General features: G+C 73.9%; 17 protein-coding genes. 8 read left to right on the top strand and 9 right to left on the bottom strand.

Annotated elements, in window-relative coordinates:
- Window positions 1-459 precede the first annotated feature (459 nt).
- Window positions 460-1,977 carry a peptide MFS transporter gene (locus IE313_RS16390; RefSeq protein ID WP_189932785.1) on the top strand — a complete coding sequence of 506 codons (1,518 nt, stop codon included), beginning with the start codon at window positions 460-462 and terminating at the stop codon, window positions 1,975-1,977.
- Window positions 1,978-2,036: 59 nt separating this feature from the next.
- On the opposite strand, the gene IE313_RS16395 is transcribed toward IE313_RS16390, so the two are convergent.
- Together IE313_RS16395 and IE313_RS16400 are read right to left on the bottom strand one after the other, a co-directional pair.
- Window positions 2,037-2,678: an ATP-binding protein gene (locus IE313_RS16395; protein WP_189932787.1), complete on the bottom strand. Its 642-nt coding sequence runs from the start codon at window positions 2,676-2,678 to the stop codon at window positions 2,037-2,039.
- A 238-nt stretch (window positions 2,679-2,916) separates the two neighbouring features.
- On the bottom strand, window positions 2,917-3,285 hold the full coding sequence (locus IE313_RS16400) for an STAS domain-containing protein (RefSeq protein ID WP_189932789.1): 369 nt from the start codon (window positions 3,283-3,285) through the stop codon (window positions 2,917-2,919).
- A 236-nt stretch (window positions 3,286-3,521) separates the two neighbouring features.
- On the opposite strand from IE313_RS16400, the gene IE313_RS16405 reads away from it, so the two are divergent.
- A complete protein-coding gene (locus IE313_RS16405; RefSeq protein WP_189932791.1) occupies window positions 3,522-4,451 on the top strand; it encodes an RNA polymerase sigma factor SigF in 930 nt (309 codons plus the stop codon).
- A 118-nt stretch (window positions 4,452-4,569) separates the two neighbouring features.
- On the opposite strand, the gene hutI is transcribed toward IE313_RS16405, so the two are convergent.
- The 4 genes from hutI to hutU form a co-directional block, all read right to left on the bottom strand.
- Complete coding sequence (hutI, locus tag IE313_RS16410) at window positions 4,570-5,883, bottom strand: imidazolonepropionase (protein ID WP_189932793.1); 1,314 nt, start codon at window positions 5,881-5,883, stop codon at window positions 4,570-4,572.
- 62 nt (window positions 5,884-5,945) lie between these two features.
- Window positions 5,946-7,289, bottom strand: a complete 1,344-nt coding sequence (locus IE313_RS16415; RefSeq protein ID WP_189933109.1) for a formimidoylglutamate deiminase — start codon at window positions 7,287-7,289, stop codon at window positions 5,946-5,948.
- A 62-nt stretch (window positions 7,290-7,351) separates the two neighbouring features.
- The gene (locus tag IE313_RS16420; RefSeq protein ID WP_189933111.1) at window positions 7,352-8,653 is read right to left on the bottom strand and encodes an allantoate amidohydrolase; all 1,302 of its coding nucleotides are present in this window, start codon (window positions 8,651-8,653) and stop codon (window positions 7,352-7,354) included.
- A 218-nt stretch (window positions 8,654-8,871) separates the two neighbouring features.
- Window positions 8,872-10,530 (bottom strand): urocanate hydratase, encoded by a 1,659-nt coding sequence (hutU, locus tag IE313_RS16425; protein WP_189932795.1) that lies wholly within the window; start codon window positions 10,528-10,530, stop codon window positions 8,872-8,874.
- Window positions 10,531-11,126: 596 nt separating this feature from the next.
- On the opposite strand from hutU, the gene IE313_RS16430 reads away from it, so the two are divergent.
- Together IE313_RS16430 and IE313_RS16435 are read left to right on the top strand one after the other, a co-directional pair.
- A complete protein-coding gene (locus IE313_RS16430) occupies window positions 11,127-12,557 on the top strand; it encodes a type III PLP-dependent enzyme domain-containing protein (RefSeq protein WP_189933113.1) in 1,431 nt (476 codons plus the stop codon).
- Between the two features lie 140 nt (window positions 12,558-12,697).
- Entirely contained in the window at window positions 12,698-14,059 is a 1,362-nt protein-coding gene (locus IE313_RS16435) for an APC family permease (protein ID WP_189932797.1), read from the top strand.
- A 63-nt stretch (window positions 14,060-14,122) separates the two neighbouring features.
- Here IE313_RS16435 and IE313_RS16440 read toward each other — a convergent pair whose 3' ends face one another.
- Both IE313_RS16440 and IE313_RS16445 read right to left on the bottom strand, forming a co-directional pair.
- On the bottom strand, window positions 14,123-14,692 hold the full coding sequence (locus IE313_RS16440) for a hypothetical protein (RefSeq protein ID WP_189932799.1): 570 nt from the start codon (window positions 14,690-14,692) through the stop codon (window positions 14,123-14,125).
- Between the two features lie 393 nt (window positions 14,693-15,085).
- Window positions 15,086-15,919: a MurR/RpiR family transcriptional regulator gene (locus tag IE313_RS16445; RefSeq protein WP_189933115.1), complete on the bottom strand. Its 834-nt coding sequence runs from the start codon at window positions 15,917-15,919 to the stop codon at window positions 15,086-15,088.
- Window positions 15,920-16,147: 228 nt separating this feature from the next.
- Here IE313_RS16445 and IE313_RS16450 point away from each other — a divergent pair, with 228 nt between their 5' ends.
- Window positions 16,148-16,564 (top strand): hypothetical protein, encoded by a 417-nt coding sequence (locus IE313_RS16450; RefSeq protein WP_189932801.1) that lies wholly within the window; start codon window positions 16,148-16,150, stop codon window positions 16,562-16,564.
- A gap of 660 nt (window positions 16,565-17,224) precedes the next feature.
- Here the strand turns inward: IE313_RS16450 and IE313_RS16455 are convergent.
- Window positions 17,225-18,619, bottom strand: coding sequence for a cystathionine beta-synthase (locus IE313_RS16455; protein ID WP_189932803.1), 1,395 nt, complete (start codon window positions 18,617-18,619; stop codon window positions 17,225-17,227).
- Window positions 18,620-18,789: 170 nt separating this feature from the next.
- On the opposite strand from IE313_RS16455, the gene IE313_RS16460 reads away from it, so the two are divergent.
- The 3 genes from IE313_RS16460 to IE313_RS16470 all read left to right on the top strand — a co-directional run bounded on the left by IE313_RS16460 (window position 18,790) and on the right by IE313_RS16470 (window position 22,537).
- A complete protein-coding gene (locus IE313_RS16460) occupies window positions 18,790-19,845 on the top strand; it encodes an SGNH/GDSL hydrolase family protein (protein ID WP_189932805.1) in 1,056 nt (351 codons plus the stop codon).
- Between the two features lie 356 nt (window positions 19,846-20,201).
- Window positions 20,202-21,422 (top strand): acetyl-CoA C-acetyltransferase, encoded by a 1,221-nt coding sequence (locus tag IE313_RS16465; RefSeq protein ID WP_189932807.1) that lies wholly within the window; start codon window positions 20,202-20,204, stop codon window positions 21,420-21,422.
- A gap of 290 nt (window positions 21,423-21,712) precedes the next feature.
- The gene (locus IE313_RS16470; RefSeq protein ID WP_189933117.1) at window positions 21,713-22,537 is read left to right on the top strand and encodes a hypothetical protein; all 825 of its coding nucleotides are present in this window, start codon (window positions 21,713-21,715) and stop codon (window positions 22,535-22,537) included.
- Window positions 22,538-22,561: the final 24 nt, after the last annotated feature.

Raw genomic sequence — 22,561 nt, forward strand, 5'->3', positions numbered from 1 at the left:
ATGCAATTCTGGCGAACACCTTCGAAAAGAGCTTGCGGAGCACATGGGACCTGTGATTCGTATCTCATGTACCTCTATAGAAGGCTCTGTCGTGCCGTAGGGTGTGAGAACGCCTGTAACAGTATTCAGCAGTACTCATCGGTACACAGAGCCACTTCGAGGCCTTTGGGACGCTTCACCGGATGATTCCCGAAGGTCGCTTCTGTATGTGCCGGTGAAGGGGCCGGTCCCGCCGGTCCGCGCCCCTGAGCAATGACCCGTGGCCGGGTTCCTGGCGCGTGCGCGCCGGGAGCGTGGATCCCGGCGTCGTCCGTCACCCGCTCCCGACCGGAGCGGGTGTCCCGTCTTCGGGGCCCGACGTGCGCCACCGGTTCCGGCCGCGCCCCCCACCGGCGCGCCGCGGCTCCGAAGGAGCAGGGGATCCCCGCGCGGCGCGTCCCGACCCACGAGGACCGACCCATGGCGTCCAGCCTGACGAAGGACTCGTCCGGTATCCCGGGCTCAGAGAAGACCTTCTTCGGCCACCCCCGCGGACTGGCCACCCTGTTCATGACCGAGATGTGGGAGCGCTTCAGCTTCTACGGCATGCGCGCCCTGCTACCGCTCTACCTCGTCTCCGGCGGCACCGCGGCCGCCGGCGGCTCCCAGGGCGGCGGTCTGGCCATGACCGCGGCCACCGCCACCGCCATCTACTCGATCTACCTCGCCATGGTGTACCTGCTGGCGATGCCGGGCGGCTGGTTCGGCGACCGTGTCTGGGGCCCGCGCAGGACCGTCGCCATCTCCGCCTCGGTGATCATGCTCGGCCACCTCACCCTGGCCCTGCCCGGGCAGGGCGCGTTCTTCGCCGGCCTGGCGCTGGTCGCGCTCGGCTCGGGGCTGCTCAAGGCGAACATCTCCACGATGGTCGGCCACCTCTACGACGGCCCGGACGACCCGCGCCGCGACGGCGGCTTCACCGTCTTCTACATGGGCATCAACCTGGGCGCCTTCGCCGCGCCGCTGGTGATCGGCACGGTCGGCCAGCAGGTCGGCTGGCACCTCGGCTTCGCGCTCGCCGCGGTGGGCATGGGCCTCGGCCTGGTGCAGTTCCTGTACGGCACCCGGCACCTGAACCCGCGCTCCGGGCTGGTTCCCGAACCGCTGACCCGCGAGGAGCGCAACAGGGTGCTGCGCAGGACGGTGCTCGTGGTGCTCGCCGCCGCGGTGTTCTACGGCGTCGTGGTCGTCGCCGGGCTGTACACCATGAACTGGGCGCTGGTGCCGATCACCGTGGCCGGTCTGCTGATCCCGGTCGCGGTGCTGGTGCGCATCAAGCGCGACAGGGAGCTGTCGGACGGCGAGCAGTCCAGGATGACCGGGTACATCTGGTTCTTCGCGGCCGCCGCCGTCTTCTGGATGATCTACGACCAGGGCGGCTCGACGCTGGCGATCTTCGCGGCCGACAAGACCGACACCTCGGTCTTCGGCTGGTCCTTCCCCGCCTCCTGGTTCCAGTCGGTGAACCCGGTACTGATCATGGCGCTGGCACCGCTGCTGGCCTGGATCTGGCTCTACCTGGCGCGCCGGGCCAAGGAGCCGAGCACCGTGGTGAAGTTCGCCGCGGGCCTGGCGCTGGTCGGTCTCTCGTTCTTCCTGTTCATACTGCCGCTGTCCGCGGCGGGCGGCGGCAAGGTCGGCCCGCTGTGGCTGGTCGGCATCTACCTGCTGCAGACCGTCGGCGAGCTGTGCCTGTCCCCGGTCGGCCTCTCGGTGACCACGAAGATGGCGCCGGCCAAGTACGCCTCGCAGATGCTGGGCGTCTGGTTCCTCGCCGTCACCGCGGGCGACTGCGTCACGGGCCTGCTCTCGCTGGCCGGCGTCGACCTCAACACGACCGGCGTCGTCGCCCTGGAGGCCGCCGTCGCGGCGCTTGCGGGCATCGGGGTGTACGCGTACCGGGGCAAGGTCAGGACGCTGATGGGAAGGGTGCACTGAGGCGTTCCCCCGCGCCCGCTCCTCCTCCGCGCCCGCAGGGGCGCGGGGAGGCACCCCTCTCAGGCCGGCGGAGCCCCCAGCTCCGCCCACACCGTCTTGCCCGGCAGCCCCGGCGCCCGGATCACACCCCAGTCGAGGCAGAGCCGTTGGACGATGAACATGCCGTGCCCGCCGGGGCGCCCGGCGCGGTGCGGCGTGCGGGGCGCGGGCTGGCCCGAGCCCCGGTCGGTCACCTCGATGCGCAGCACCTTGCGGTCGCAGGCGATCCACAGCTCCTCGGGGCCCTCGGCGTGCAGGCAGGCGTTGGTGACCAGCTCCGAGACGACCAGCAGGACATCCTCCGCGGCGGCGCGCTGGTCCGCCCCGACCGCCGGGAGCCAGCCCCAGGCGTACAGGGCCTGCCGGGTGAAGTCCCTGGCCATCGGGACGATGCCGGTGGCGTCGCGGAAACTGAGCCGCCGGGAGCGCCGCCCCGCGGCGTCCACCTCGTCACCGGTGTCCGGCTCGTCACCGGAGTCCTCGGCGCCACCGCCGCCCCGGGAAGGGCTGCCCGGCCCGCCTGCGGCGGCACCGGGGCCGGGATCGGTGGGTGCGGCGGCGCCGGGCGCGGCAAGGGCCGCCTTGCCGGGCGGATCCTCGGCGCCCTCGGCGCCCGGCTCCGGGCCCCGGTCGCCCGGCGAGCACGGCCGGGTGGTGCTCATCAGCGCTTCACCTCACCGATTCACCAGTTCTACGATTCACAATGTCAGGAACGGGCCTTGCCATCCCCCAGCGCCACACCGGCAGTCGGGGCGCGCCTCCCCGCTTGTCGGCCGACGACGGATTCCACGGTGTCTTCTGCCCTGCCGAACCGTGAGAACACCCACGAATCCGACGTGGAAACTGTGACGCTGGTAACGCAGCGGTCACGCAGAAAGTGCTGAGGCGTAACGTCGGAGGTCAGTCCGCCAGGGCGGCTTCGAGCGTTGCGTGCACGGTGAAGACGGCATCCGCTCCCGTGATCTCGAACACCCGGGCCACCACAGGCCGCATTCCCGCCAGATGGACCCCACCCCCTTGCGCCTCGGCCTTCAGCCGGGCGCCCAGGAGGACGTTCAGCCCCGTGGAGTCACAGAACTCCAGGCGCGAGCAGTCGACCACCAGCCGTGTGAGGCCCTCGTCGATACAGCTTTCGAGCGGGTCCCGCAGCAAATCGGCGGTGGCGTGGTCCAGCTCGCCCACCGGGGTCACCACGGCAGTGGAACCCTCCCCCCGCACCTCTACGTGAAGCCGGCCCTTCTGCGTGCTGCCGACCGTCCCGCGGTCCATGCCGTCTCTCTCCCGACCGTCGTCGCCGTTGCTTGACGCTCTCGAACACTACGCCCTGGGACCCACCCTTTGGTACCCGAACAACCCCCCAGAAAAGGACATTTGCCACGAAACTGCACTTGCGGCGGGAGTGCGAAACCGGGTAGGCCTAGAGGGAAAGCAATCGACACGGCCGGCTTGGAGGCGCCGCACACCGCAGTGCACGTAGTGGCTTCGGCAGCCATATGCCGAGAACGATGGAGGACATCATGTCACCCCGGCTCGACGGATCGCACACTGACCAGGCGACGTCGACTCTGCCTTCCGACCCCATGGAGCACGCGCTCGCGGACCACGCCGCTGGAGCCGACTTCCCGGAGGGCCTGTCCGATCTTCCGGAGATCCCCCCGTACGAGTCGGTGGGACCGGTCGACGCACGAGCCTTGTCCAAGACCCTCTTCGAGCGCCTGGAGTCGCTGGAGGAAGGCACCTGCGAATACTCCTACGTCCGCAACACGCTGGTGGAGCTCAACCTCGCCCTGGTGAAGTTCGCCGCCACCCGGTTCCGCTCCCGCAGCGAGCCGATGGAGGACATCATCCAGGTCGGCACCATCGGGCTGATCAAGGCCATCGACCGCTTCGAGCTGAGCCGCGGCGTCGAGTTCCCCACCTTCGCGATGCCCACCATCGTCGGCGAGATCAAGCGGTTCTTCCGTGACACCTCGTGGTCGGTGCGGGTGCCGCGCCGCCTGCAGGAGCTCAGACTCGACCTCGCCAAGGCCGGCGACGAACTCGCCCAGCAGCTCGACCGCTCCCCCACGGTGGCCGAGCTCGCCGAACGCCTCGGCCTCACCAACGACGAGGTCGTGGAGGGCATGGCGGCCAGCAACGCCTACACGGCCAGCTCCCTCGACGCCCAGCCGGAGGACGACGACTCCGAGGGCGCGCTCGCGGACCGCATCGGGTACGAGGACCACGGCCTCGAAGGCATCGAGTACGTCGAGTCGCTGAAGCCGCTGATCGCGGAGCTGCCGCAGCGCGACCGCAAGATCCTCTCCCTGCGTTTCGTGGCCAACATGACCCAGTCCGAGATCGGCGAGGAGCTGGGCATCTCCCAGATGCACGTCTCCCGCCTGCTCTCGCGCACCCTGGTGCGGCTGCGCAGGGGACTGACGGTCGAGGAGTGACACCGGCCCCCTGCCGGAACCCGGCGGGGACGAGAGGCCGTGTGCCCGCCCCGGCAGGGGCGTGGTGCCAAGGCGCAGCGCGCCACCGGCCCGCGCCCCTGCCGGGGCGGGCGTACGCCTAGTACATCCGCGTACCCGCCTGCCACACCGCGGACACCAGCGGCACCCCGGGCCGGTAGGCCAGGTGCACATGGCTGGGCGCGTCCAGCAGCACCAGGTCGGCGCGGGCGCCCGGTGTGATCCGGCCGATGTCGGTGCGGCGCAGGGCCGCGGCGCCGCCCGCCGTGGCGGACCAGACCGCCTCGTCGGGCGTCATCCCCATGTCCCGTACGGCAAGGGCGATGCAGAACGGCACCGAGGACGTGAACGACGAGCCCGGATTGCAGTCCGTGGACAGCGCGACGGTGGCGCCCGCGTCCAGCAGCCGCCGGGCGTTCGGCCACGCGCCCCGGGTGGAGAACTCCGCGCCGGGCAGCAGCGTGGCCACCGTGTCGCCGGACGCCAGCGCCGCCACGTCCTCCTCGCTCAGGTGGGTGCAGTGGTCCGCGCTGGCCGCGCCGAGCTCCACGGCCAGGCGGACGCCCGGCCCCGCGGTGAGCTGGTTGGCGTGCACCCGGGGCACCAGGCCCCTGGCGCGGCCCGCGGTGAGCACGGCGCGTGCCTGGTCGGCGTCGAAGGCCCCGCGCTCGCAGAAGACGTCGATCCAGCGGGCGTGCGGGGCGCAGGCGTCGAGCATCTCGCCGGTCACCAGCGAGACGTAGCCGTCCGGGTCGCCGGCGTACTCGGGCGGCACGATGTGCGCGCCGAGGAACGTCACCTCCTCGGTGTGCCGTGCGGCGATGCGCAGGGCGCGCTCCTCGTCGTGCGCGGTCAGGCCGTAGCCCGACTTGGTCTCGAAGGTGGTGGTCCCCTGGCGCAGGGCCTCCCGCAGATGCCGGACGAGGGTCGCCTCCAGCGCCCCGTCCCCGGCGGCGCGGGTGGCCGCCACGGTGGTGCGGATGCCTCCCGCGGTGTACGGGCGGCCCGACATCCGGGCGTTGAACTCCTCGGTGCGGTCGCCCGCGAAGACGAGGTGGGAGTGGGAGTCCACGAAACCGGGCAGGGCGGCCCTGCCCTGCGCGTCGACACGGTGGTCGGCGGCGGGCGCGGCGGCGCTCTCACCGACCCAGGCGATGCGGCCGCCGTCGATGACGACGGCCGCGTCCCTGATCAGGCCGAGGCGTGAGCCGTCGCCCAGGGCCGGGTCGTTGGTGACGAGGGCGGCGATGCCGGTGACGGCGGTGCTGCCCGCGGTGGCGCCGGTACCCTCCGCCGCGGCGGCCGTGCCGCCGAGCGGCAGGCCGGGGGCCGGGGCGGTCGGGGCACGGGTGCCCGCGGGGTCCGGCGCGGCGGCGGGGCCGGGGGCTGCGGGGGTGTTCTGCGGGCTGGTCATGGGGTCCTTTCCGTACGCTTGCGTGCCCTCCGGGCGGGACGGGGTGCGGCCGGCCGGGCCGCTCAGGCGCTCAGCGCGGCGATGGCATCGGTCAGGGCCGCGGGAACGTCCGGCACCAGCGTGTGCGCCCCGTCGCGTACGACGTGGCGGCCCGCCACCACCGTGTGCCGGATGTCGGCGCCGGTGCCCGCGAAGACGGCGATCTCCGCGCCCATCCTGGCCGGCGCGCCCGCGGTGCGCACCGAGTCCAGGGCCACCGTCGCGAAGTCCGCGCAGGCGCCCGGTTCGATGGTGCCCGCGTCCGGCCAGCCCAGTGCCGCGTGGCCGTCCGCGGTGGCGGCCCGCAGCAGCGCCGCGGCTGTCCAGTGGCCGCGCCGCCGGGTGCGCAGCCGCTCGTCCAGCTCCATCGCGCGTGCCTCTTCGAGCAGGTCGATGACGGCATGGCTGTCCGTGCCCAGCGAGAGCGTGCTGCCCGCGCGCTGCAGTTCGGCCGCGGGCCCGATGCCGTCCGCGAGGTCCCGCTCCGTGGTGGGGCACATACAGGTGCCGGTGCGGGAGGCGCCGATCAGCCGGATGTCGTCCTCGGTGAGGTGGGTGTGGTGCACGCCGGTCGTACGGGGCCCGAGCACGCCGTGGTCGGCCAGCAGCCGTGCGGGGGTGCAGCCGTGTGCGGCGCGGCAGTCGTCGTTCTCCCTGGTCTGCTCCGAGACGTGCACGTGCAGCACGGCACCGCGGGCGCGCGCCCAGTCGGCGACGGTGCCCAACTGGTCGGCGGGCACCGCGCGCACGGAGTGCACGGCCGCGCCGATCCGTGCGTGCGGGCGGTCCTCCAGCGCCGAGGCACGCTCGGCCCATGCCTCGGCCGTGCCGTCGCAGAAGCGCAACTGGTGCACGTCGGGCGGGGCGCCGAAGCCGGCGGAGAGGTAGGCCGCGTCCAGCAGCGTGATCCGGATCCCGGCCTCCGCCGCCGCGGCGATCAGGGCCTCGCCCATGGCGTTGGGCTCCGCGTAGGGCCGGCCGCCCGGCGCGTGGTGCAGGTAGTGGAACTCGCCCACGGCGGTGATCCCGGCGAGCGCCATCTCCGCGTAGACGGCCCTGGCGAGGCGGTGGTAGGTGTCCGGGGTGAGCCGGTCGGCGACCGAGTACATGAGCTCGCGCCAGGTCCAGAAGGTGCCGGTGCCCACCTGCACGGTGCCGCGCAGGGCCCGGTGGAAGGCGTGGCTGTGGGCGTTGGCGAGGCCGGGGACGGTCAGGCCGCGCAGTGGTTCCGCACCCGCCGGCGGGGCCGCCACCCCGGTGCGCACCGCGGTGATCCGGCCGTCGCGGACGTCGACCGCGACGGCCGGTTCGACGTGCGTTGCCAGCCAGGCGTACTCCAGCCAGTACGTGGTCGTGTCCGTGGTCACCTGTGGTCCCTCGTCGGTGCGGCGTGCCGCGTCGTGGTCCTGCCCCGTGCCGTCCCCCGCCGTCACCCGGCCGGGGCTCCGGCGTGCCGGTCCCGCCCGTCCTGTGCGAGCCCGCGCAGGACGCCGGCCAGGGCCCGCACCCCGGCGAGGCAGTCCTCCTCCCTGGCGTGCTCGGCCGGGGAGTGCGAGACGCCGGTGGGGTTGCGTACGAACAGCATGGCGGTGGGGACGGCCCCGGAGAGGATTCCGGCGTCGTGTCCCGCGCCGGTGGGCAGCACGGGCACGGCCCGGCCCCCGCCGTCCGCGCCCGCCCACCGCGGCGCCCCGGCCGCGGCACCGGGGTCCGTGCCGCCGCCGGCCGTGCCGCCCGACAGGATGCGCCCGATCTCGTCGCGCAGCGCATGGCCGAACTCGACGAGTCCGGTGGCCGATTCGCGGACCACGTCCAGCGTGGTGCCGTGTCGCCGCGCGTACTCGCGCGCGGCCTGCTCGACGGCCGCGACGACACCGTCCAGGGTCGCCTGGTCGGGTGCGCGGGAATCCAGCCAGCCGTGCACCGCGGAGGGGATGGCGTTGACGCCGTTCGGCTCCACGGCCACCTTGCCGAAGGTGGCCAGCGCCCCGGCCAGCTCCGCCTCGCGGCGGGCGGCGAGCACGGTCTCCGCGTACGTCAGCATCGGGTCGCGGCGGTCGGCCAGCCGGGTGGTGCCCGCGTGGTTGGCCTCGCCGCGGAAGTCGAAGCGCCAGCGGCCGTGCGGCCAGATGGCGGAGGCGATGCCCACCGGGTCGCCGGTCAGGTCCAGGGCGCGGCCCTGTTCCACGTGCAGTTCGACGAACGCGTCGATGCGGGCCAGCCGGTCCGGGTCCGGGCCGATGACCTCCGGGTCGTGGCCGGCCGTCGTCATCGCCTCCGGGAGGCCGACGCCGTCCGCGTCCCTGAGCCCGTACGCCTGCTCGCGGGTGAGGCGGCCCGCGGTGAGGCGGGAGCCGACGCAGGCCACGCCGAAGCGGGCGCCCTCCTCGTCACCGAAGTTGACGATGCCCAGCGGGCGGGTGAGGGGTGCGCCCGAGGAGCGCAGGGCGTCCAGGGCCGCGAACGCGGAGACGACGCCGAGCGGGCCGTCGAAGGGGCCGCCGTCCGGGACGGAGTCCAGGTGGGAACCGGTCACCACGGCGCCGCCTGCTGCGGGGTCGCCGAGCCAGGCCCACTGGTTGCCGTTCCGGTCCTCCTCGTAGGCGAGTCCCCGCGCTCCGGCCTGCGCCCGGAACCAGGCCCGGCAGTCACCGTCCGCCGCGGTCCAGGCGTACCTGCGGTACCCGCCGCTCGCCGCGGCCCGGCCGACGGGGGCGAGGTCCCGCCACATCTCGCGGAACGCGGGGTCGTCGCCGCCGCTCCACGCGGGCTCGGGCCGTGCTCCGGTGCCCGGGCCGTCCGCCCTCCCGTGCCCCCGCGGCGCGGCGCCGCCTCCCGCCGGGGAGTCCGGGGCCGCGGCGGGGGTGCCGGGGGCGGGGGTGCCGGGGGCGGGGGTGCCGGAAGACCGGGGCCCGGGAGCCGGTCGGCCGCCCGGCGGTGGGACGGCGGTCACCGCTCCTCCCGCATCGGCACCCGCACCCCGCGCGCTTCGGCCACCGCCTCCGCCGTCTCGTAGCCCGCGTCGACGTGGCGGATGACACCGGTCCCGGGGTCGTTGGTCAGCACCCGGCGGATCTTCTCGCCGGCGAGGGCGGTGCCGTCCGCGACGGTCACCTGGCCCGCGTGCAGCGAACGGCCCATGCCGACCCCGCCGCCGTGGTGGACGGAGACCCAGGACGCGCCCGAGGCCACGTTCACCATGGCGTTGAGCAGCGGCCAGTCGGCGATCGCGTCGGAGCCGTCGCGCATGCCCTCGGTCTCGCGGTACGGGGACGCCACCGAGCCGGTGTCCAGGTGGTCGCGGCCGATGGCGAGCGGCGCCGACAGCTCACCGCTGGCCACCATGTCGTTGAACCGCTCGCCCGCGCGGTCCCGCTCGCCGTACCCGAGCCAGCAGATCCGGGCCGGCAGCCCCTGGAAGTGGACGCGCTCACCGGCCAGCCTGATCCAGCGGGCCAGCGACTCGTTCTCCGGGAAGAGGTCGAGGATGGCGCGGTCGGTGGCCGCGATGTCCTTCGGGTCGCCGGACAGCGCCGCCCACCGGAAGGGGCCCTTGCCCTCGCAGAACAGCGGCCGGATGTACGCGGGCACGAACCCGGGGAAGTCGAAGGCGCGCTCGTAGCCGGCGAGCTTGGCCTCACCGCGGATGGAGTTGCCGTAGTCGAAGACCTCCGCACCCGCGTCCTTGAAGCCGACCATGGCCTCCACGTGCCGGGCCATCGACTCGCGGGCGCGCTGGGTGAAGTCGGCGGGCTTCTCGGCCGCGTAGCCGGCCATGTCCTCGAAGGCCATGCCGAGCGGCAGGTACGCGAGCGGGTCGTGGGCGCTGGTCTGGTCGGTCACGATGTCGATGGGCGCGCCCTCGGCGAGTAGCCGCGGCAGCAGCTCGGCGGCGTTGCCCAGCAGGCCGATGGAGAGCGGCCGGCGCGCGTCGCGCGCCTCGACGGCGAGCCGCAGCGCCTCGGCCGGCGAGTCGGCGCGCACGTCCAGGTAGCGGTGCTCGATGCGGCGCTCGATGGCACGCGGGTCGCAGTCGATGCAGATGGCGACGCCGTCGTTCATGGTGACGGCGAGCGGCTGGGCGCCGCCCATGCCGCCGAGTCCGGCGGTGAGCGTGATCGTCCCGGCGAGCGAGCCGCCGAACCGCTTCGCGGCGACCGCGGCGAAGGTCTCGTAGGTGCCCTGGAGGATGCCCTGTGTGCCGATGTAGATCCAGGACCCGGCAGTCATCTGCCCGTACATCGTCAGCCCCAGCGCCTCCAGGCGGCGGAACTCCTCCCAGGTGGCCCAGTCGCCGACCAGGTTGGAGTTGGCGATGAGCACGCGCGGCGCCCATTCATGGGTGGTGAGCACACCGACGGGGCGTCCCGACTGCACCAGCATCGTCTCGTCGCCCTTGAGCGTCTCAAGGGTGCGCACCATGGCGTCGAAGGAGCGCCAGTCGCGGGCGGCCTTGCCGGTGCCTCCGTAGACGACCAGCCGCTCGGGGTGCTCGGCGACCTCGGGGTCGAGGTTGTTCTGGAGCATGCGCAGGGCGGCTTCCTGCGGCCAGCCCAGGGCGGTCAGCCCGGTGCCGCGCGGGGCTCGTACGGGACGGGGTCCTGCCATGGTGTGCCTCCTCGCGGACCGTTGGGGTCGTTATTCACATCCTGATCCTCTGAATAGAACTAGTCAACAAGTCGCTGTGCGCCAGGCGCGGCACGGACCCCGCCGCCGTCGGCCGACCGGCCCCCGGACGCGGCCCGCCGTCCGTAGTGGTTGGCTGGAACACAGCGGGGGACCCAGAGCGTTGGCTCCACCGCAGCGCACGGCGTGGACCGACCGCGGCACACGGCGCGGCCCCCGGCCGCGGCGGACGGCGCGGACCAGTGGACGGGCGGTGGCCGCGTGCCCTCGACGGGGCGCACGCGAAGCACCGCGGAACGGACGGACCGGGGCCTATGGACGACATACACGAGGACGAGCAGACGGCCCCGCGCCCGGCGGTCGCCGGGCATCCGGCACCGCGGCCGGGCACCGGGACCTCGGGCGGCGGCGATCCGGATCACGCGGCGCCGGGCGGCTTCGCCACCGGTCCCGGACGGCACTCGGGTCCCGGGCGGCACTCCGGCTCCGAGCCGCTCCCCGGCTCGGGCGCGCGCCGCGCCGCCCCTGTGGTGCGGCGCACACCCGTGGGAGCCGGTTGCGCGCCGGGGGACCCCGCGATGCGCCGTGACGCCGCCGTCCGGGCGGCCGTGGCGCAGGGCCTGGTGGGACCGGAAACCCCGATCGTGGCGCTGCTCGACGTCGCCGGGATCCGCGAGTCCGCGGCCCTGCTGCGGGAGGCGTTCGCCGCGGTGGCCGCACCCGGCACACCCGTGCTGCACGCCTTCGCGGTGAAGGCCGCACCGCTGGTCCCCGTGCTGCGGCTGCTGCGCGACGCGGGCCTCGGCGCGGAGGTGGCGAGCGCCGGTGAGCTGGCCCTGTCCCGCGCCGCCGGCATCCCGGCCGCGGACACCGTGCTCGACTCCCCCGCCAAGACGCCCGGAGAGCTGCGCCAGGCCCTGGCGCTGGGCATCGCCGTCAACGCGGACAACGCCCAGGAGCTGGCCCGGCTCGACGCCCTGGTGGCCGCTTCCGGGCCCGGGGACGGCACGGCGGGCGCCACGGCCCGCGGCGCCGGTGCCCCGCTCGGCATCCGGGTGAACCCGCAGATCGGCGGCGGCACCATCGAGGCGCTCTCGACGGCCACGGCCACCTCCAAGTTCGGAGTCGCCCTGCGCGACGAGGGCGCCCGCGCGTGGGTGGTCCGCGCCTACCTGGAGAGGCCCTGGCTGACCCGGCTGCACACCCACTCGGGCTCCCAGGGCGTCCCCCTCGAACTGATCGCCCAGGGCCTTGCGGCCACCTACGAGCTGGCGGAGGAGATCAACGCCAGGGCCGGGCGGCAGCAGATCGACAGCATCGACATCGGCGGCGGCCTGCCGGTGAACTTCTCCTCCGACGAGCAGACCCCGACCTACACGGAGTACGCCCGGCTGCTCGCCGACCGGGTGCCGGGGCTCTTCGACGGACGGTACGGCCTCGTGACCGAGTTCGGCCGGTCGCTGCTCGCCAAGCACGGCACCGTGCTGGCCCGGGTGGAGTACACCAAGACCTCCGGGGGCCGCCCGATCGCCGTCACCCACGCGGGCGTGCAGATCGCCGCCCGCACCGTCTACGCACCGGAGTCCTGGCCGCTGAGGATCGCCGGGTACGACGCCGGGGGCCGGCCGAGGACGGGCGACGAGGTGGTCCAGGACGTCGCGGGGCCCGCGTGCTTCGCGGGTGACCTGCTCGCCCGGGACCGGGCCATGCCGCTGCTCCGCCCCGGCGACTACGCCGCCGTACTGGACACCGGCGCCTACTACTTCGCGCACCACTACGCGTACAACTCGCTGCCGCGTCCTGCGGTGTTCGGCTTCGCGGTGGACGAGGCGTACGGGGCGCAGGGGACGGACGGGGCCGACGGGCCCGATGGGGCAGCCATTGCCGATGGGGCCGACGGGGCCGGGGCCGACGTGCGGTTCGCCGTGGTGCGCCCCGCCCAGACCACCGAGGAGATCGTGGCCGAGTCGGGCGGCGCGCACGCCGCGTCACTCGTCCGCGGCCTCTGAGGCCACCCGAAGGCGGGTACGCGGGCGGCAGCAGGCATTCCGCCCCCGGGGAGAGGGCATCCACACCTTCACACCTGGTCGGCGTCCCGGTCGGCCGTGCACGGCCGACCGGGAGCCGTCGAGAGGTCCGGGAGGCTGCCTTGTCCACCGCGCGAACGTCCACCGGAACGGCGAACGCCGAGGAAGGTGCGCTCAAGCGTGCCATCGGCCCCAGGCTGCTGATCCTCTTCGTGGTCGGCGACATCCTCGGCACCGGCATCTACGCGACCACGGGCAAGGTCGCCGGGAAGGTCGGCGGCGCCCTGTGGGTGCCGTTCGCGATCGGCTTCGTCGTCGCCGTCCTCACGGCGGCCTCGTACGTGGAGCTGGTCGGCAAGTACCCGAAGGCGGCGGGTGCGGCGCTCTACACGCAGAAGGCGTTCGGGCTGCCGTTCGTCACCTTCATCGTCGCCTTCATGGTGATGTGCTCCGGCCTGTCGTCGGCGAGCGCGGCCGCCCGCGCCTTCGGCGGCGACTACCTGGGCGAGCTGACCGGCGGCGCCGTGCCGCCCACCCTGGTCGCGATCCTCTTCGTCCTGCTGCTCGCCGCGCTCAACCTGCGCGGCGTCGCGGAGTCCGTCAAGGCGAACGTGGTGCTGACACTGGTCGAGCTGACGGGTCTGCTGATCGTCCTCGCGATCGGCGCCTACGCGGTGTTCACCGGTGCCGGCGAGCCCTCGCGGCTGACCGACTTCGAGGCGAACGGCACGGGGTACGCGCTGTTCAGCGGTGTGCTCGGGGCCACGGCCCTCGGCTTCTTCGCCTTCGTCGGCTTCGAGGACTCCGTCAACATGGCCGAGGAGACGCAGGATCCTGTGCGCACCTTTCCGCGTGCCGTCTTCATCGGGGTCGCCGTCACCGGCACCATCTACGTGCTGGTCGCCCTGGTCTCCTCGCTGCTGGTCGACCACCGCACCCTGGAGGGTTCGAGCGGCCCGCTGCTGGAGGTGGTGAAGGCGGGCGGCATCGACTTCCCGCACAAGCTCTTCGCGGTGATCGCGCTGTTCGCGGTCAGCAACAGCGCGCTGATCAACATCATGATGGCCTCGCGGCTCTGCTACGGCATGGCGAACGAGCGGATCCTGCCCCGCGCCATGGGGCGCGTCCTGCCCCGCCGCCGCACCCCCGTCGTCGGCATCGTCTTCGTCTCGCTGCTCGCCGTCGGGCTGGTCTGCACCGGTGAGATCGAGGGGCTCGGCGACACGACGGCGTTCCTGCTGCTGTGCGTCTTCGCGGTGGTCAACGTCTGCGTACTGGTACTGCGCCGCGACCGCGTCGCACACGAGCACTTCCGGGCGCCGACGGCACTGCCGGTGCTCGGCGCCGTCACCGCGCTCGTCCTCGCCAGTCCGCTCGCGGACCGCCCCCTCGACGTGTACGTCCGCGCGGGGGTCCTGGTGGTCGTCGGCGTCGTGCTCTGGGGGGTCAACAGGCTGGTGCTGCGGGCGCGCGCGGAAGGTTGAGGGCGCGTCGGGCGGGGCGGCGCACGGTGCGCGGTGCGCGGTGCGCGGCGCCCGGGGGGAGCCTCAGCGGCGGCGGGCGCCGCCGGGTGCCGCGTCCCCCGCGGCGAGGCCGGTCGCGCGGTACGCCTTGACGCGGCGGCCGGCGGGGCGGCCGGTGCGTTCGGTGAGCCAGTCGACCCGGACCCACAGCAGATCCGCCTCGCGGCGCTCGCGGCGGCCCAGCCACAGGGCCTTCAGCCACAGCCCGGCACCGCACCCGGCGAGCAGCATGCCGCCGGCCGCGGGCACCGCGAAGGCGGAGGCGACCGCCGCGGCGAAGCCGCCCACCAGCCACCAGCGGTGGCCGCGCCGCCAGTTGCGCGCCGTCACCCGCCGGTCCTGGAGCACGTCGTTCCTGCCCGCGCGGACGGCACCGCGGGCCAGTGCCGCGTACCGCTTCCTGCGGACACCGCCCACGCAGGCCGCCGCCACCAGGAAGAGCGCCGCCCCGGCGAGCACACCGATGCGCCGCCCCGTCAGGCCCGGTATCAGCAGCCCGATTCCGGCTGCCACCACACCGAGCCACCACAGGGGCGCCGCCCCGGCCCGCACCACCACCGCCACCCGGGCCAGTCCCTGCCCTCCGCGCGCCACGTCCCGCCTCCTCGGCCGACCTCGGGCCACCACGGCCCCTCACACCGGTACGCCTCCGCCCGGCCGGGGCCGGGAGGAGTGATCGGCCGGGGAGGTTAGCGGGTGTTTCTGAGGACGGCATGAGAGACGATCGGAACGGGTGCGCGGCACCCCTCGGACGCACGGGGTGCGGGGGTTACCCGGACGCAGGGGGTGCACCGGGCGTGCGAGACACGCGGGGCGCATGCCTGTCACGCCGGCGCATGCCTGCCACGCCGGCGCATGCTGGTCACGCCGGCCCGCACGCATCGACCGGTGGTCGGCAGACGACGGCGCCGCCGGCGGACGGCGCCGGGGGCCGGACGGCGGACGGCGGACAGTGCCGGGGAGGCCGGGCGACGGACAGCGGACGGCCTACTCGACGAACAGGCCCCGCGCCGCGGCGCTCGCGTCGAAGTCCTCCAGACGCGCCTGTGCGTCCGGCAGCGCATCGCACATGGCCTCCAGCAGCACCCGGCCGAGCAGCATCGGCGCGCACGCCGTGTCGAAGGCGAGGCCGGTGCCGACGGCGGCGGGCAGCAGGACGTCGGACGCCTTCGCCACCGGTGCGAAGGCGCTGTCCGCGACGGTGACCACGGTGAGCCCGGCCCCACGCGCGCGGCCGAGCGCGTCGAGGGTCTCGCGCGGGTGGCGCGGCAGCGCGAAACAGAGCAGCGCGCTCGCGCCGGCGCGCGCCGCCATGTCGATCCGGTCGGCGAGCATCGTGCCGCCCTCCGTCAGCAGCCGCACGTCCGGGTGCACTTTGGCGGCGAAGTACGCGAAGCCGCGCGCCTGGGCCGCGGCCGCGCGCAGGCCCAGCACGGGCAGCGGGTGCGAGCCGGCCAGCAGCCGCCCGGCCCGCACCACCGGCCCCGGCTCCGCGAGCGCCTGGGCGAGCTGACGGAGGTTGCCGATCTCCGCCTCCACGGCCTGCTGGTAGGTGTTGTACGAGTCCAGGTCCGCGGGCGCCGGGGCGGGCGCGACCTCGCGCAGGTGCCTGCGGAGCGCCGGGTACCCGTCGAAGCCGAGCGCCACGGCGAAGCGGGTCACCGACGGCTGGCTGACCCCGGCCAGCTCCGCCAGCTCGACGCTGGACAGGAACGGCACCTCCGCCGCGCGCCGCACCATGCAGTGCGCGATGCGCCGCTGGGTGGGCGTGAGCCGGTGCCCTTCGAAGAGCGCCTGCAGTCGCCCCGCGCTGTCGCCCATCACGTCCTCTTGGATCTCCTTGCCCCGGGGCCCGCCGCGCCCCCGGGGTCCCGGGTCGCCCCGCGGCCACTGCGCCGGGCCCGCTCCCGGCCGGTATTCAGTCACGGGTAACTCTGCATGGAGTTATGCACCACGGCAAGGCGGGCGGGGCGGGGTGTGGGACACCGCAGTGCAAGAGGGGGGTTAGCCCCACTGCCGGTGCGCCGCCGGCTCCGTACCGTAAGGGTCATGGACGCGCATGACGCCGATCTCAAGAAGGAACTCGACGCGACCCTGCGGGCCCGCAGGGATCTGGGCGAGGAGTACGAGTCCGCGCTGGTCGATTCGTTCCTGGAAAAGGTCGAGCAGCGCCTGGACACCGCCGTCGACCGCCGTGTGCGGCGCCAGATGGCCGAGCAGCAGATGGTGGTGGCCCGGGGGGCCTCGGCGCCGCGGAGCGGGGACTCCTGGGGCGAGCGGTTCGGCTTCGGCGTGATCTCCCTGGTCCTGGCCATCCCGCTCTCCGCGATAGCCGTCGTCAATGCCGGTCTGGCGGGCCTCTTCGTGTGCTGGGCGGGCATCGTGGGCGTCAGCGCCTTCCAGACGCTGCGCGGCCTGCCCCGGCTCGGCCGCGATACGCGCACGTCCTCGGACTGGGAGGGCTAGCCGCCACCCCGCCGCGCCCCTGGCGGACGCTCGGAGAGCCGAGGAACTGGGGAACTGGGGAGCCGAGGAGCCGGGAAGGTATGGCGCGGGGACCGCCGCACCCCCTTGTGAAGGGGGGCGGGACGACGGCGGTCCCCGCGGGGACGCGGGCCGGGTCAGGGCCGGGCTTGCGCGTCCTAGGCGCCCAGGGAGGTCCGGGAGCCGCTCCGGAGGTCCATGGCGCCGTACGGTGCCGGCCCGGCCCCGGTCTCCCCGCCCACCTGGTGGGGAGTGCCGTGCCCTGCCGACGGCGACCAATCTGCCGGAGCCGTGTTACGCGGGTGCTGCGCGGACATGACGCGCTCGTACCACTTCGGCGAAGTCGCCCGTGCCGCTCTGCCACACCCCGCCCACCGCCCGGCACCGAGCGGCCCACCGCAGGTCAGGCGGGTGACCACGGCTTCCCGCGGCCAGGCCGGGTGCCGGGGCCGCCCGGGCCCGCGGCGCGGTGCCCCGGCACCTGCGCGGGCACCCCGGAGCATCCGCCCGGCGCCCGCCACGTGCGGACAGGGCAGGTGCACCCCACCGGTTCGCACCCCGGGTCCCGCTCCCCGGGCCGATGGCGGTACACGGGCCTTCGGGGCTGCTCGCAGGGTTGACCGCGAGCAGCCCCGGGCGCCCTCAGCGCCTGGCGCCGGCTCCCTGCGCCAGGAAGCTCAGCAGGTCCTGCCGGCTCACCACCCCGGTCGGCCGGCCCTCGACCAGCACGATGGCCGCGTCCGCGGCGCCGAGCACCGACATCAGGTCGGCCACCGGCTCGCCGGAGCCGACCTGCGGCAGCGGCGGCGACATGTGCTTGTCGAGCGGGTCGTCGAGGACGGCGCGCTGGGCGAACAGCGCGTCGAGCAGCTCGCGCTCCACCACGGAGCCGACCACCTCGGCCGCCATCACGTCGGGATGGCCCGCGCCCGGCTTGACGATGGGCATCTGCGAGACGCCGTACTCCCGCAGCACGTCGATGGCCTGTCCCACCGTCTCGTCCGGGTGCATATGGACCAGCGACGGGAGCGCGCCCTCCTTGTGGGCCAGGACGTCGCCGACCCGCGGCTGTTCCCCGCCCTCCTCCAGGAAGCCGTAGTCGTTCATCCACTCGTCGTTGAAGATCTTGCTCAGATAGCCGCGGCCGCTGTCCGGCAGCAGGACGACCACCACGTCGTCGGGCCCGAGGCCCTGCGCGACCTTCAGCGCGGCGACCACCGCCATCCCGCAGGAACCGCCGACCAGCAGCCCCTCCTCCCTGGCGAGGCGGCGCGTCATCTGGAAGGAGTCCTTGTCGGAGACCGCGACGACCTCGTCGGCGATGGTGCGGTCGTACGCCTCGGGCCAGAAGTCCTCACCGACGCCCTCCACCAGGTACGGCCGCCCGGAGCCTCCCGAGTACACCGAGCCCTCCGGGTCGGCGCCGATCACCCGCACCCGGCCCTCGCTGACCTCCTTGAGGTAGCGCCCGGTGCCGGAGATGGTGCCGCCGGTGCCGACACCTGCCACGAAGTGGGTGATCCTGCCCTCGGTCTGCTGCCACAGCTCCGGGCCGGTCGAGTGATAGTGCGACAGCGGGTTGTGCGGGTTGCTGTACTGGTTCGGCTTCCAGGCACCGGGCGTCTCGCGCACCAGGCGGTCGGAGACGTTGTAGTACGAGTCCGGGTGCTCGGGATCGACCGCGGTGGGGCAGACCACGACCTCGGCGCCGTACGCCCGCAGGACGTTGATCTTGTCCAGCGAGACCTTGTCCGGGCAGACGAAGACGCACCTGTAGCCCTTCTGCTGGGCCACGATCGCCAGGCCGACGCCGGTGTTGCCGCTGGTCGGCTCGACGATGGTGCCGCCGGGCCGCAGCGCACCGCTCTGCTCGGCGGCCTCGATCATCCGCAGCGCGATGCGGTCCTTGACGCTGCCGCCGGGGTTGAAGTACTCCACCTTGGCCAGCACCGTGGCCTGTGTCGAGGTGGTCACGTGGTTGAGCCTCACCAGCGGGGTGTTGCCGACGAGGCTGATCATCGAGTCGTGGAAGTGCACCGAGGTCTCCGGGCTCCATGAAGGACGGGCAGGCGGAATCGGTCGGGATCGACCGTCGTGCGGTCAGCCTACGGCCCCGCGCACAGAGGGTTCACTTTTCCGCACGATTGGCTCACCGTCCGTACGGGGCAAGGAGTTGATGTACGGCTCCAAGGAGGTGGCTGCGCGGAATGTCCAGAGCACGAGTGGCACGGCGGATCGCCGCGGGGGCGGCGTACGGCGGGGGCGGCATCGGATTGGTCGGCGTGGCGGCGGTCGGCGTGCTGCTCGCCGAGGTGCAACTGGCGAAGCGGCAGGTGGGCATCGCGCCGGGCAGCGGCAGCATGCCGCCGCCCCGTGCCGACGGCCTGTACGGAAAGGGCTACGCGGGCCCGGGGGCCGCCATCGATCCGCTGCGGTTCGCCATGCTCGGTGACTCCACGGCCGCGGGCCAGGGCGTGCACCGCGGGCGCCAGACGCCCGGCGCACTGCTCGCGTCAGGGCTCGCGGCGGTCGCCGAGCGCCCCGTGGACCTGCGGAACGCCGCACTCTCCGGTGCCCGGTCCGACGACCTGGAGCGGCAGGTGACGCAGATCCTGTCCGACCCGGCCTGGGTGCCCGACGTGTGCGTGGTGATGATCGGCGCCAACGACGTCACGCACCGGATGCCGCCGACCCGCTCGGTGCGCTGCCTGTCCGCGGCGGTGCGCAGACTGCGTACGGCGGGCGCCGAGGTGGTCGTCGGCACCTGCCCCGACCTGGGCACCATCGAACCGGTGTACCAGCCGCTGAGCTGGCTGGCGCGACGGGCCTCACGGCAGTTGGCGGCGGCGCAGACGATCGGGGTGGTGGAGCAGGGCGGACGGGCGGTGTCGCTGGGCGACCTGCTGGGTCCGGAGTTCGCCGCGAACCCGCGGGAGCTGTTCGGCCCCGACAACTACCACCCGTCCGCCGAGGGCTACGCCACCGCCTCCATGGCGGTGCTGCCGACGCTCTGCGCCGCGCTCGGGCTCTGGCCCGAGGAGGAGCGGCCCGACACGGCCCGCGACGAGGGGTACCTGCCGGTGGCACGCGCCGCCGCGGAGGCCGCGGCCGAGGGCGGCACGGAGGTCACGGCCGCCGCCACCACGGGCGGCCGGGGACCGTGGGCCCTGCTCAAGCGCCGCAGGCGCCGCCGGATCCCGGCCGGGGAGTCCGCGCGGCCGCAGACGGCGGACGCGCCTGCGGAGGGTGTCCCGCGCCCCTGAGAGGGCCGCGGGGAAGCGTCCACCGGCAGCGACGGGACACCGACGGGGCGCGGGCCGCCGGCACCCCGGGCGCCCGGCCTTCCGAACTCCCGGGGTGCCGGGCTCCCCGGCTCCCGGGCGAGCACGCCGGCGTCCCGGGCGCGCACCGGCCGCACCAGCCGGCGCGCCCGTACCCCTGTCCTGCTGCGGGTGGCGCACGCTTGCCGGGAAAGGAGCGCCCCGAAACCCCCGAATGCGCTGAGCGACCGCTTAGGATGGTGCGGTGGGAGTCACACGCACCGGCGCGTGACCCGGAGCCTACGCGCGGGTAACTTCCTGGCAGGTCGTGCCCGCACCCCGCCGCCCCAGGAGCCGTGATGCCCGAAGCAGTGATCGTTTCCGCCGCCCGTTCCCCCATCGGACGCGCCTTCAAGGGGTCGCTCAAGGAGTTGCGCCCCGACGACCTGACCGCCACGATCATCCAGGCCGCGCTGGCCAAGGTGCCCGAGCTCGACCCCACCGAGATCGACGACCTGATGCTCGGCTGCGGCCTCCCGGGCGGCGAGCAGGGCAACAACCTCGCCAGGATCGTCGCCGTGCAGATGGGCATGGACCACCTGCCCGGCTGCACCATCACCCGGTACTGCTCCTCGTCCCTGCAGACCTCCCGGATGGCCCTGCACGCCATCAGGGCGGGCGAGGGCGACGTCTTCGTCTCCGCGGGCGTGGAGATGGTCTCGCGCTTCAGCAAGGGCAACTCGGACAGCCACCCCGACACGCACAACCCGCTCTTCGCCGACGCCGAGGCCCGCACCGCCGCCGTCGCCGCATCCGAGGGGGCCTCCTGGCACGACCCCCGCGAGGACGACCTGCTGCCCGACCCCTACATCGCGATGGGCCAGACCGCCGAGAACCTGGCACGGCTGAAGGGGATCAGCCGCGAGGAGATGGACGAGTTCGGGGTCCGTTCGCAGAACCTCGCGGAGCAGGCCATCGCCAAGGGGTTCTGGGAGCGCGAGATCACTCCCGTGACGCTTCCCGACGGCACGGTCGTCGGCAAGGACGACGGCCCGCGCCCCGGGGTCACGATGGAGGGCGTGGCGGGTCTGAAGCCGGTCTTCCGCCCTGACGGCCTGGTCACCGCGGGCAACTGCTGCCCGCTCAACGACGGCGCCGCCGCCCTCGTCATCATGAGCGACACCCGGGCCCGGGAGCTGGGCCTGACGCCGCTGGCCAGGATCGTCTCCACCGGCGTCTCCGCGCTCTCCCCCGAGATCATGGGCTACGGGCCCGTGGAGGCGTCCAGGCAGGCGCTGAAGCGCGCGGGGCTGAGCATCGGCGACATCGACCTCGTCGAGATGAACGAGGCCTTCGCCGCCCAGGTCATCCCGTCCTACCGCGCCCTCGGCATCGACCTCGACCGCCTGAACGTCAACGGCGGCGCGATCGCCGTCGGGCACCCCTTCGGCATGACCGGCGCGAGGATCACCGCGACGCTCGTCAACAGCCTGCAGTTCCACGACAAGCAGTTCGGCCTGGAAACCATGTGCGTGGGCGGCGGCCAGGGCATGGCCATGATCATCGAACGCCTCGACTGAGCAGGCGGCACCGGCCGCCGGCATCAGGACGGCGCCGGGGGGCGTGCATCACCGCCACCCCGGCGCACGATGTACTCCGGGTCCTATCTGTGACCCAATCGCCCCCAGGATGTGACCTATGTCCTAGGGGTGCCGCATTGACGCAGGTCAAAGCAGTAGCGCCACAAAACCTCCAGCCCCTAGCGTTGTCCTTTATGTGAAGTAATGCACTGACAGTGCGGCGGTCTGGCGGTCAGGCTGAGGTAGAAGTCGGGGACCGCACCGAACCCGGGAGTATGCGAGTGAGCACCATGCCTCTAGTTCTGCTGCTCACCGCGGCCGCCGTCACGGCCGTGGGCGCCGCCGCCGTGCACGCCGTGCACGGCCTGCGCAGGCAGATCGCCGCCCTGCACGCCGAGCTCGGCGAGCGCCGCAGCACCGGCGCGCGCCCGATGGTGCCGGCGGCCCGCACCCCGGTGGACGCCGACGAGATACGCATGGCCGTCGCCGAGGCGCTGGCGGACGAGCGGGAGCGGGAGATGGCCGAGGCCCGCGCCTTCTGGGCGGCGCAGGAGGCGCGCGACGCCTCCTCGGACGTGCCCCCGCTGCTCGGGCTGCCCGGGTTCCCCGGGCAGCTTGACGACCAGGGTCCGGGCCGCAGGACCGACCTCGCGGGCCTCCTCGGCCTGGAGCCGCCGGAGCCCCCGGCCGGCGCCGAGGACCATCCCGGCGACTCTCCCGAGCTGGCGGCGGCGCGCCGCCGCCACCCCTCGCACCCCGACTTCGTGCCCGGCAAGCCGCCCAGGTCCGCCCAGGCGCCGTATCCGCCGGGCGGCGGCGACCACGAACGCGTCCTCGCATGTCTGGAGGGGCTCGCCGAGGCCCGTACGGCGCTCGCGGACGTCCGGCCCGGGCCGCTCGGCACCCTCGACGTGTACGTCTTCGAGGACGGCACCACCCTGTGCATGACACCGGGCCACCGCGAGACCACCGAGCGTCTCGCCGACGCGCTGATCCGCGGTGACGTGCCGGTCCTGCTGGGCGGCTCCGGCATCTCGGGCGCCTACGCGCTCACCTTCACCTGCGGCGGCGAGACGGTGTACATCCTCGCGGACCGCGTGATCACGTCGCACTGACCGCCCCGGCCGGCAGGGGCCGAC

Source organism: Streptomyces sulfonofaciens (genome assembly GCF_014656295.1).
GTDB lineage: Bacteria > Actinomycetota > Actinomycetes > Streptomycetales > Streptomycetaceae > Streptomyces > Streptomyces sulfonofaciens.

Bases quoted from the DNA above. Each gene is read 5' to 3' on its own strand.
- IE313_RS16390 (WP_189932785.1), top strand. From the start codon at position 460: ATGGCGTCCAGCCTGACGAAGGACTCGTCCGGTATCCCGGGCTCAGAG.
- IE313_RS16395 (WP_189932787.1), bottom strand. From the start codon at position 2,678: ATGAGCACCACCCGGCCGTGCTCGCCGGGCGACCGGGGCCCGGAGCCG.
- IE313_RS16400 (WP_189932789.1), bottom strand. From the start codon at position 3,285: ATGGACCGCGGGACGGTCGGCAGCACGCAGAAGGGCCGGCTTCACGTA.
- IE313_RS16405 (WP_189932791.1), top strand. From the start codon at position 3,522: ATGGAGGACATCATGTCACCCCGGCTCGACGGATCGCACACTGACCAG.
- hutI (WP_189932793.1), bottom strand. From the start codon at position 5,883: ATGACCAGCCCGCAGAACACCCCCGCAGCCCCCGGCCCCGCCGCCGCG.
- IE313_RS16420 (WP_189933111.1), bottom strand. From the start codon at position 8,653: ATGTGGCGGGACCTCGCCCCCGTCGGCCGGGCCGCGGCGAGCGGCGGG.
- hutU (WP_189932795.1), bottom strand. From the start codon at position 10,530: ATGGCAGGACCCCGTCCCGTACGAGCCCCGCGCGGCACCGGGCTGACC.
- IE313_RS16430 (WP_189933113.1), top strand. From the start codon at position 11,127: ATGCGCCGTGACGCCGCCGTCCGGGCGGCCGTGGCGCAGGGCCTGGTG.
- IE313_RS16445 (WP_189933115.1), bottom strand. From the start codon at position 15,919: ATGGGCGACAGCGCGGGGCGACTGCAGGCGCTCTTCGAAGGGCACCGG.
- IE313_RS16450 (WP_189932801.1), top strand. From the start codon at position 16,148: ATGGACGCGCATGACGCCGATCTCAAGAAGGAACTCGACGCGACCCTG.
- IE313_RS16460 (WP_189932805.1), top strand. From the start codon at position 18,790: ATGTCCAGAGCACGAGTGGCACGGCGGATCGCCGCGGGGGCGGCGTAC.
- IE313_RS16465 (WP_189932807.1), top strand. From the start codon at position 20,202: ATGCCCGAAGCAGTGATCGTTTCCGCCGCCCGTTCCCCCATCGGACGC.
- IE313_RS16470 (WP_189933117.1), top strand. From the start codon at position 21,713: ATGCCTCTAGTTCTGCTGCTCACCGCGGCCGCCGTCACGGCCGTGGGC.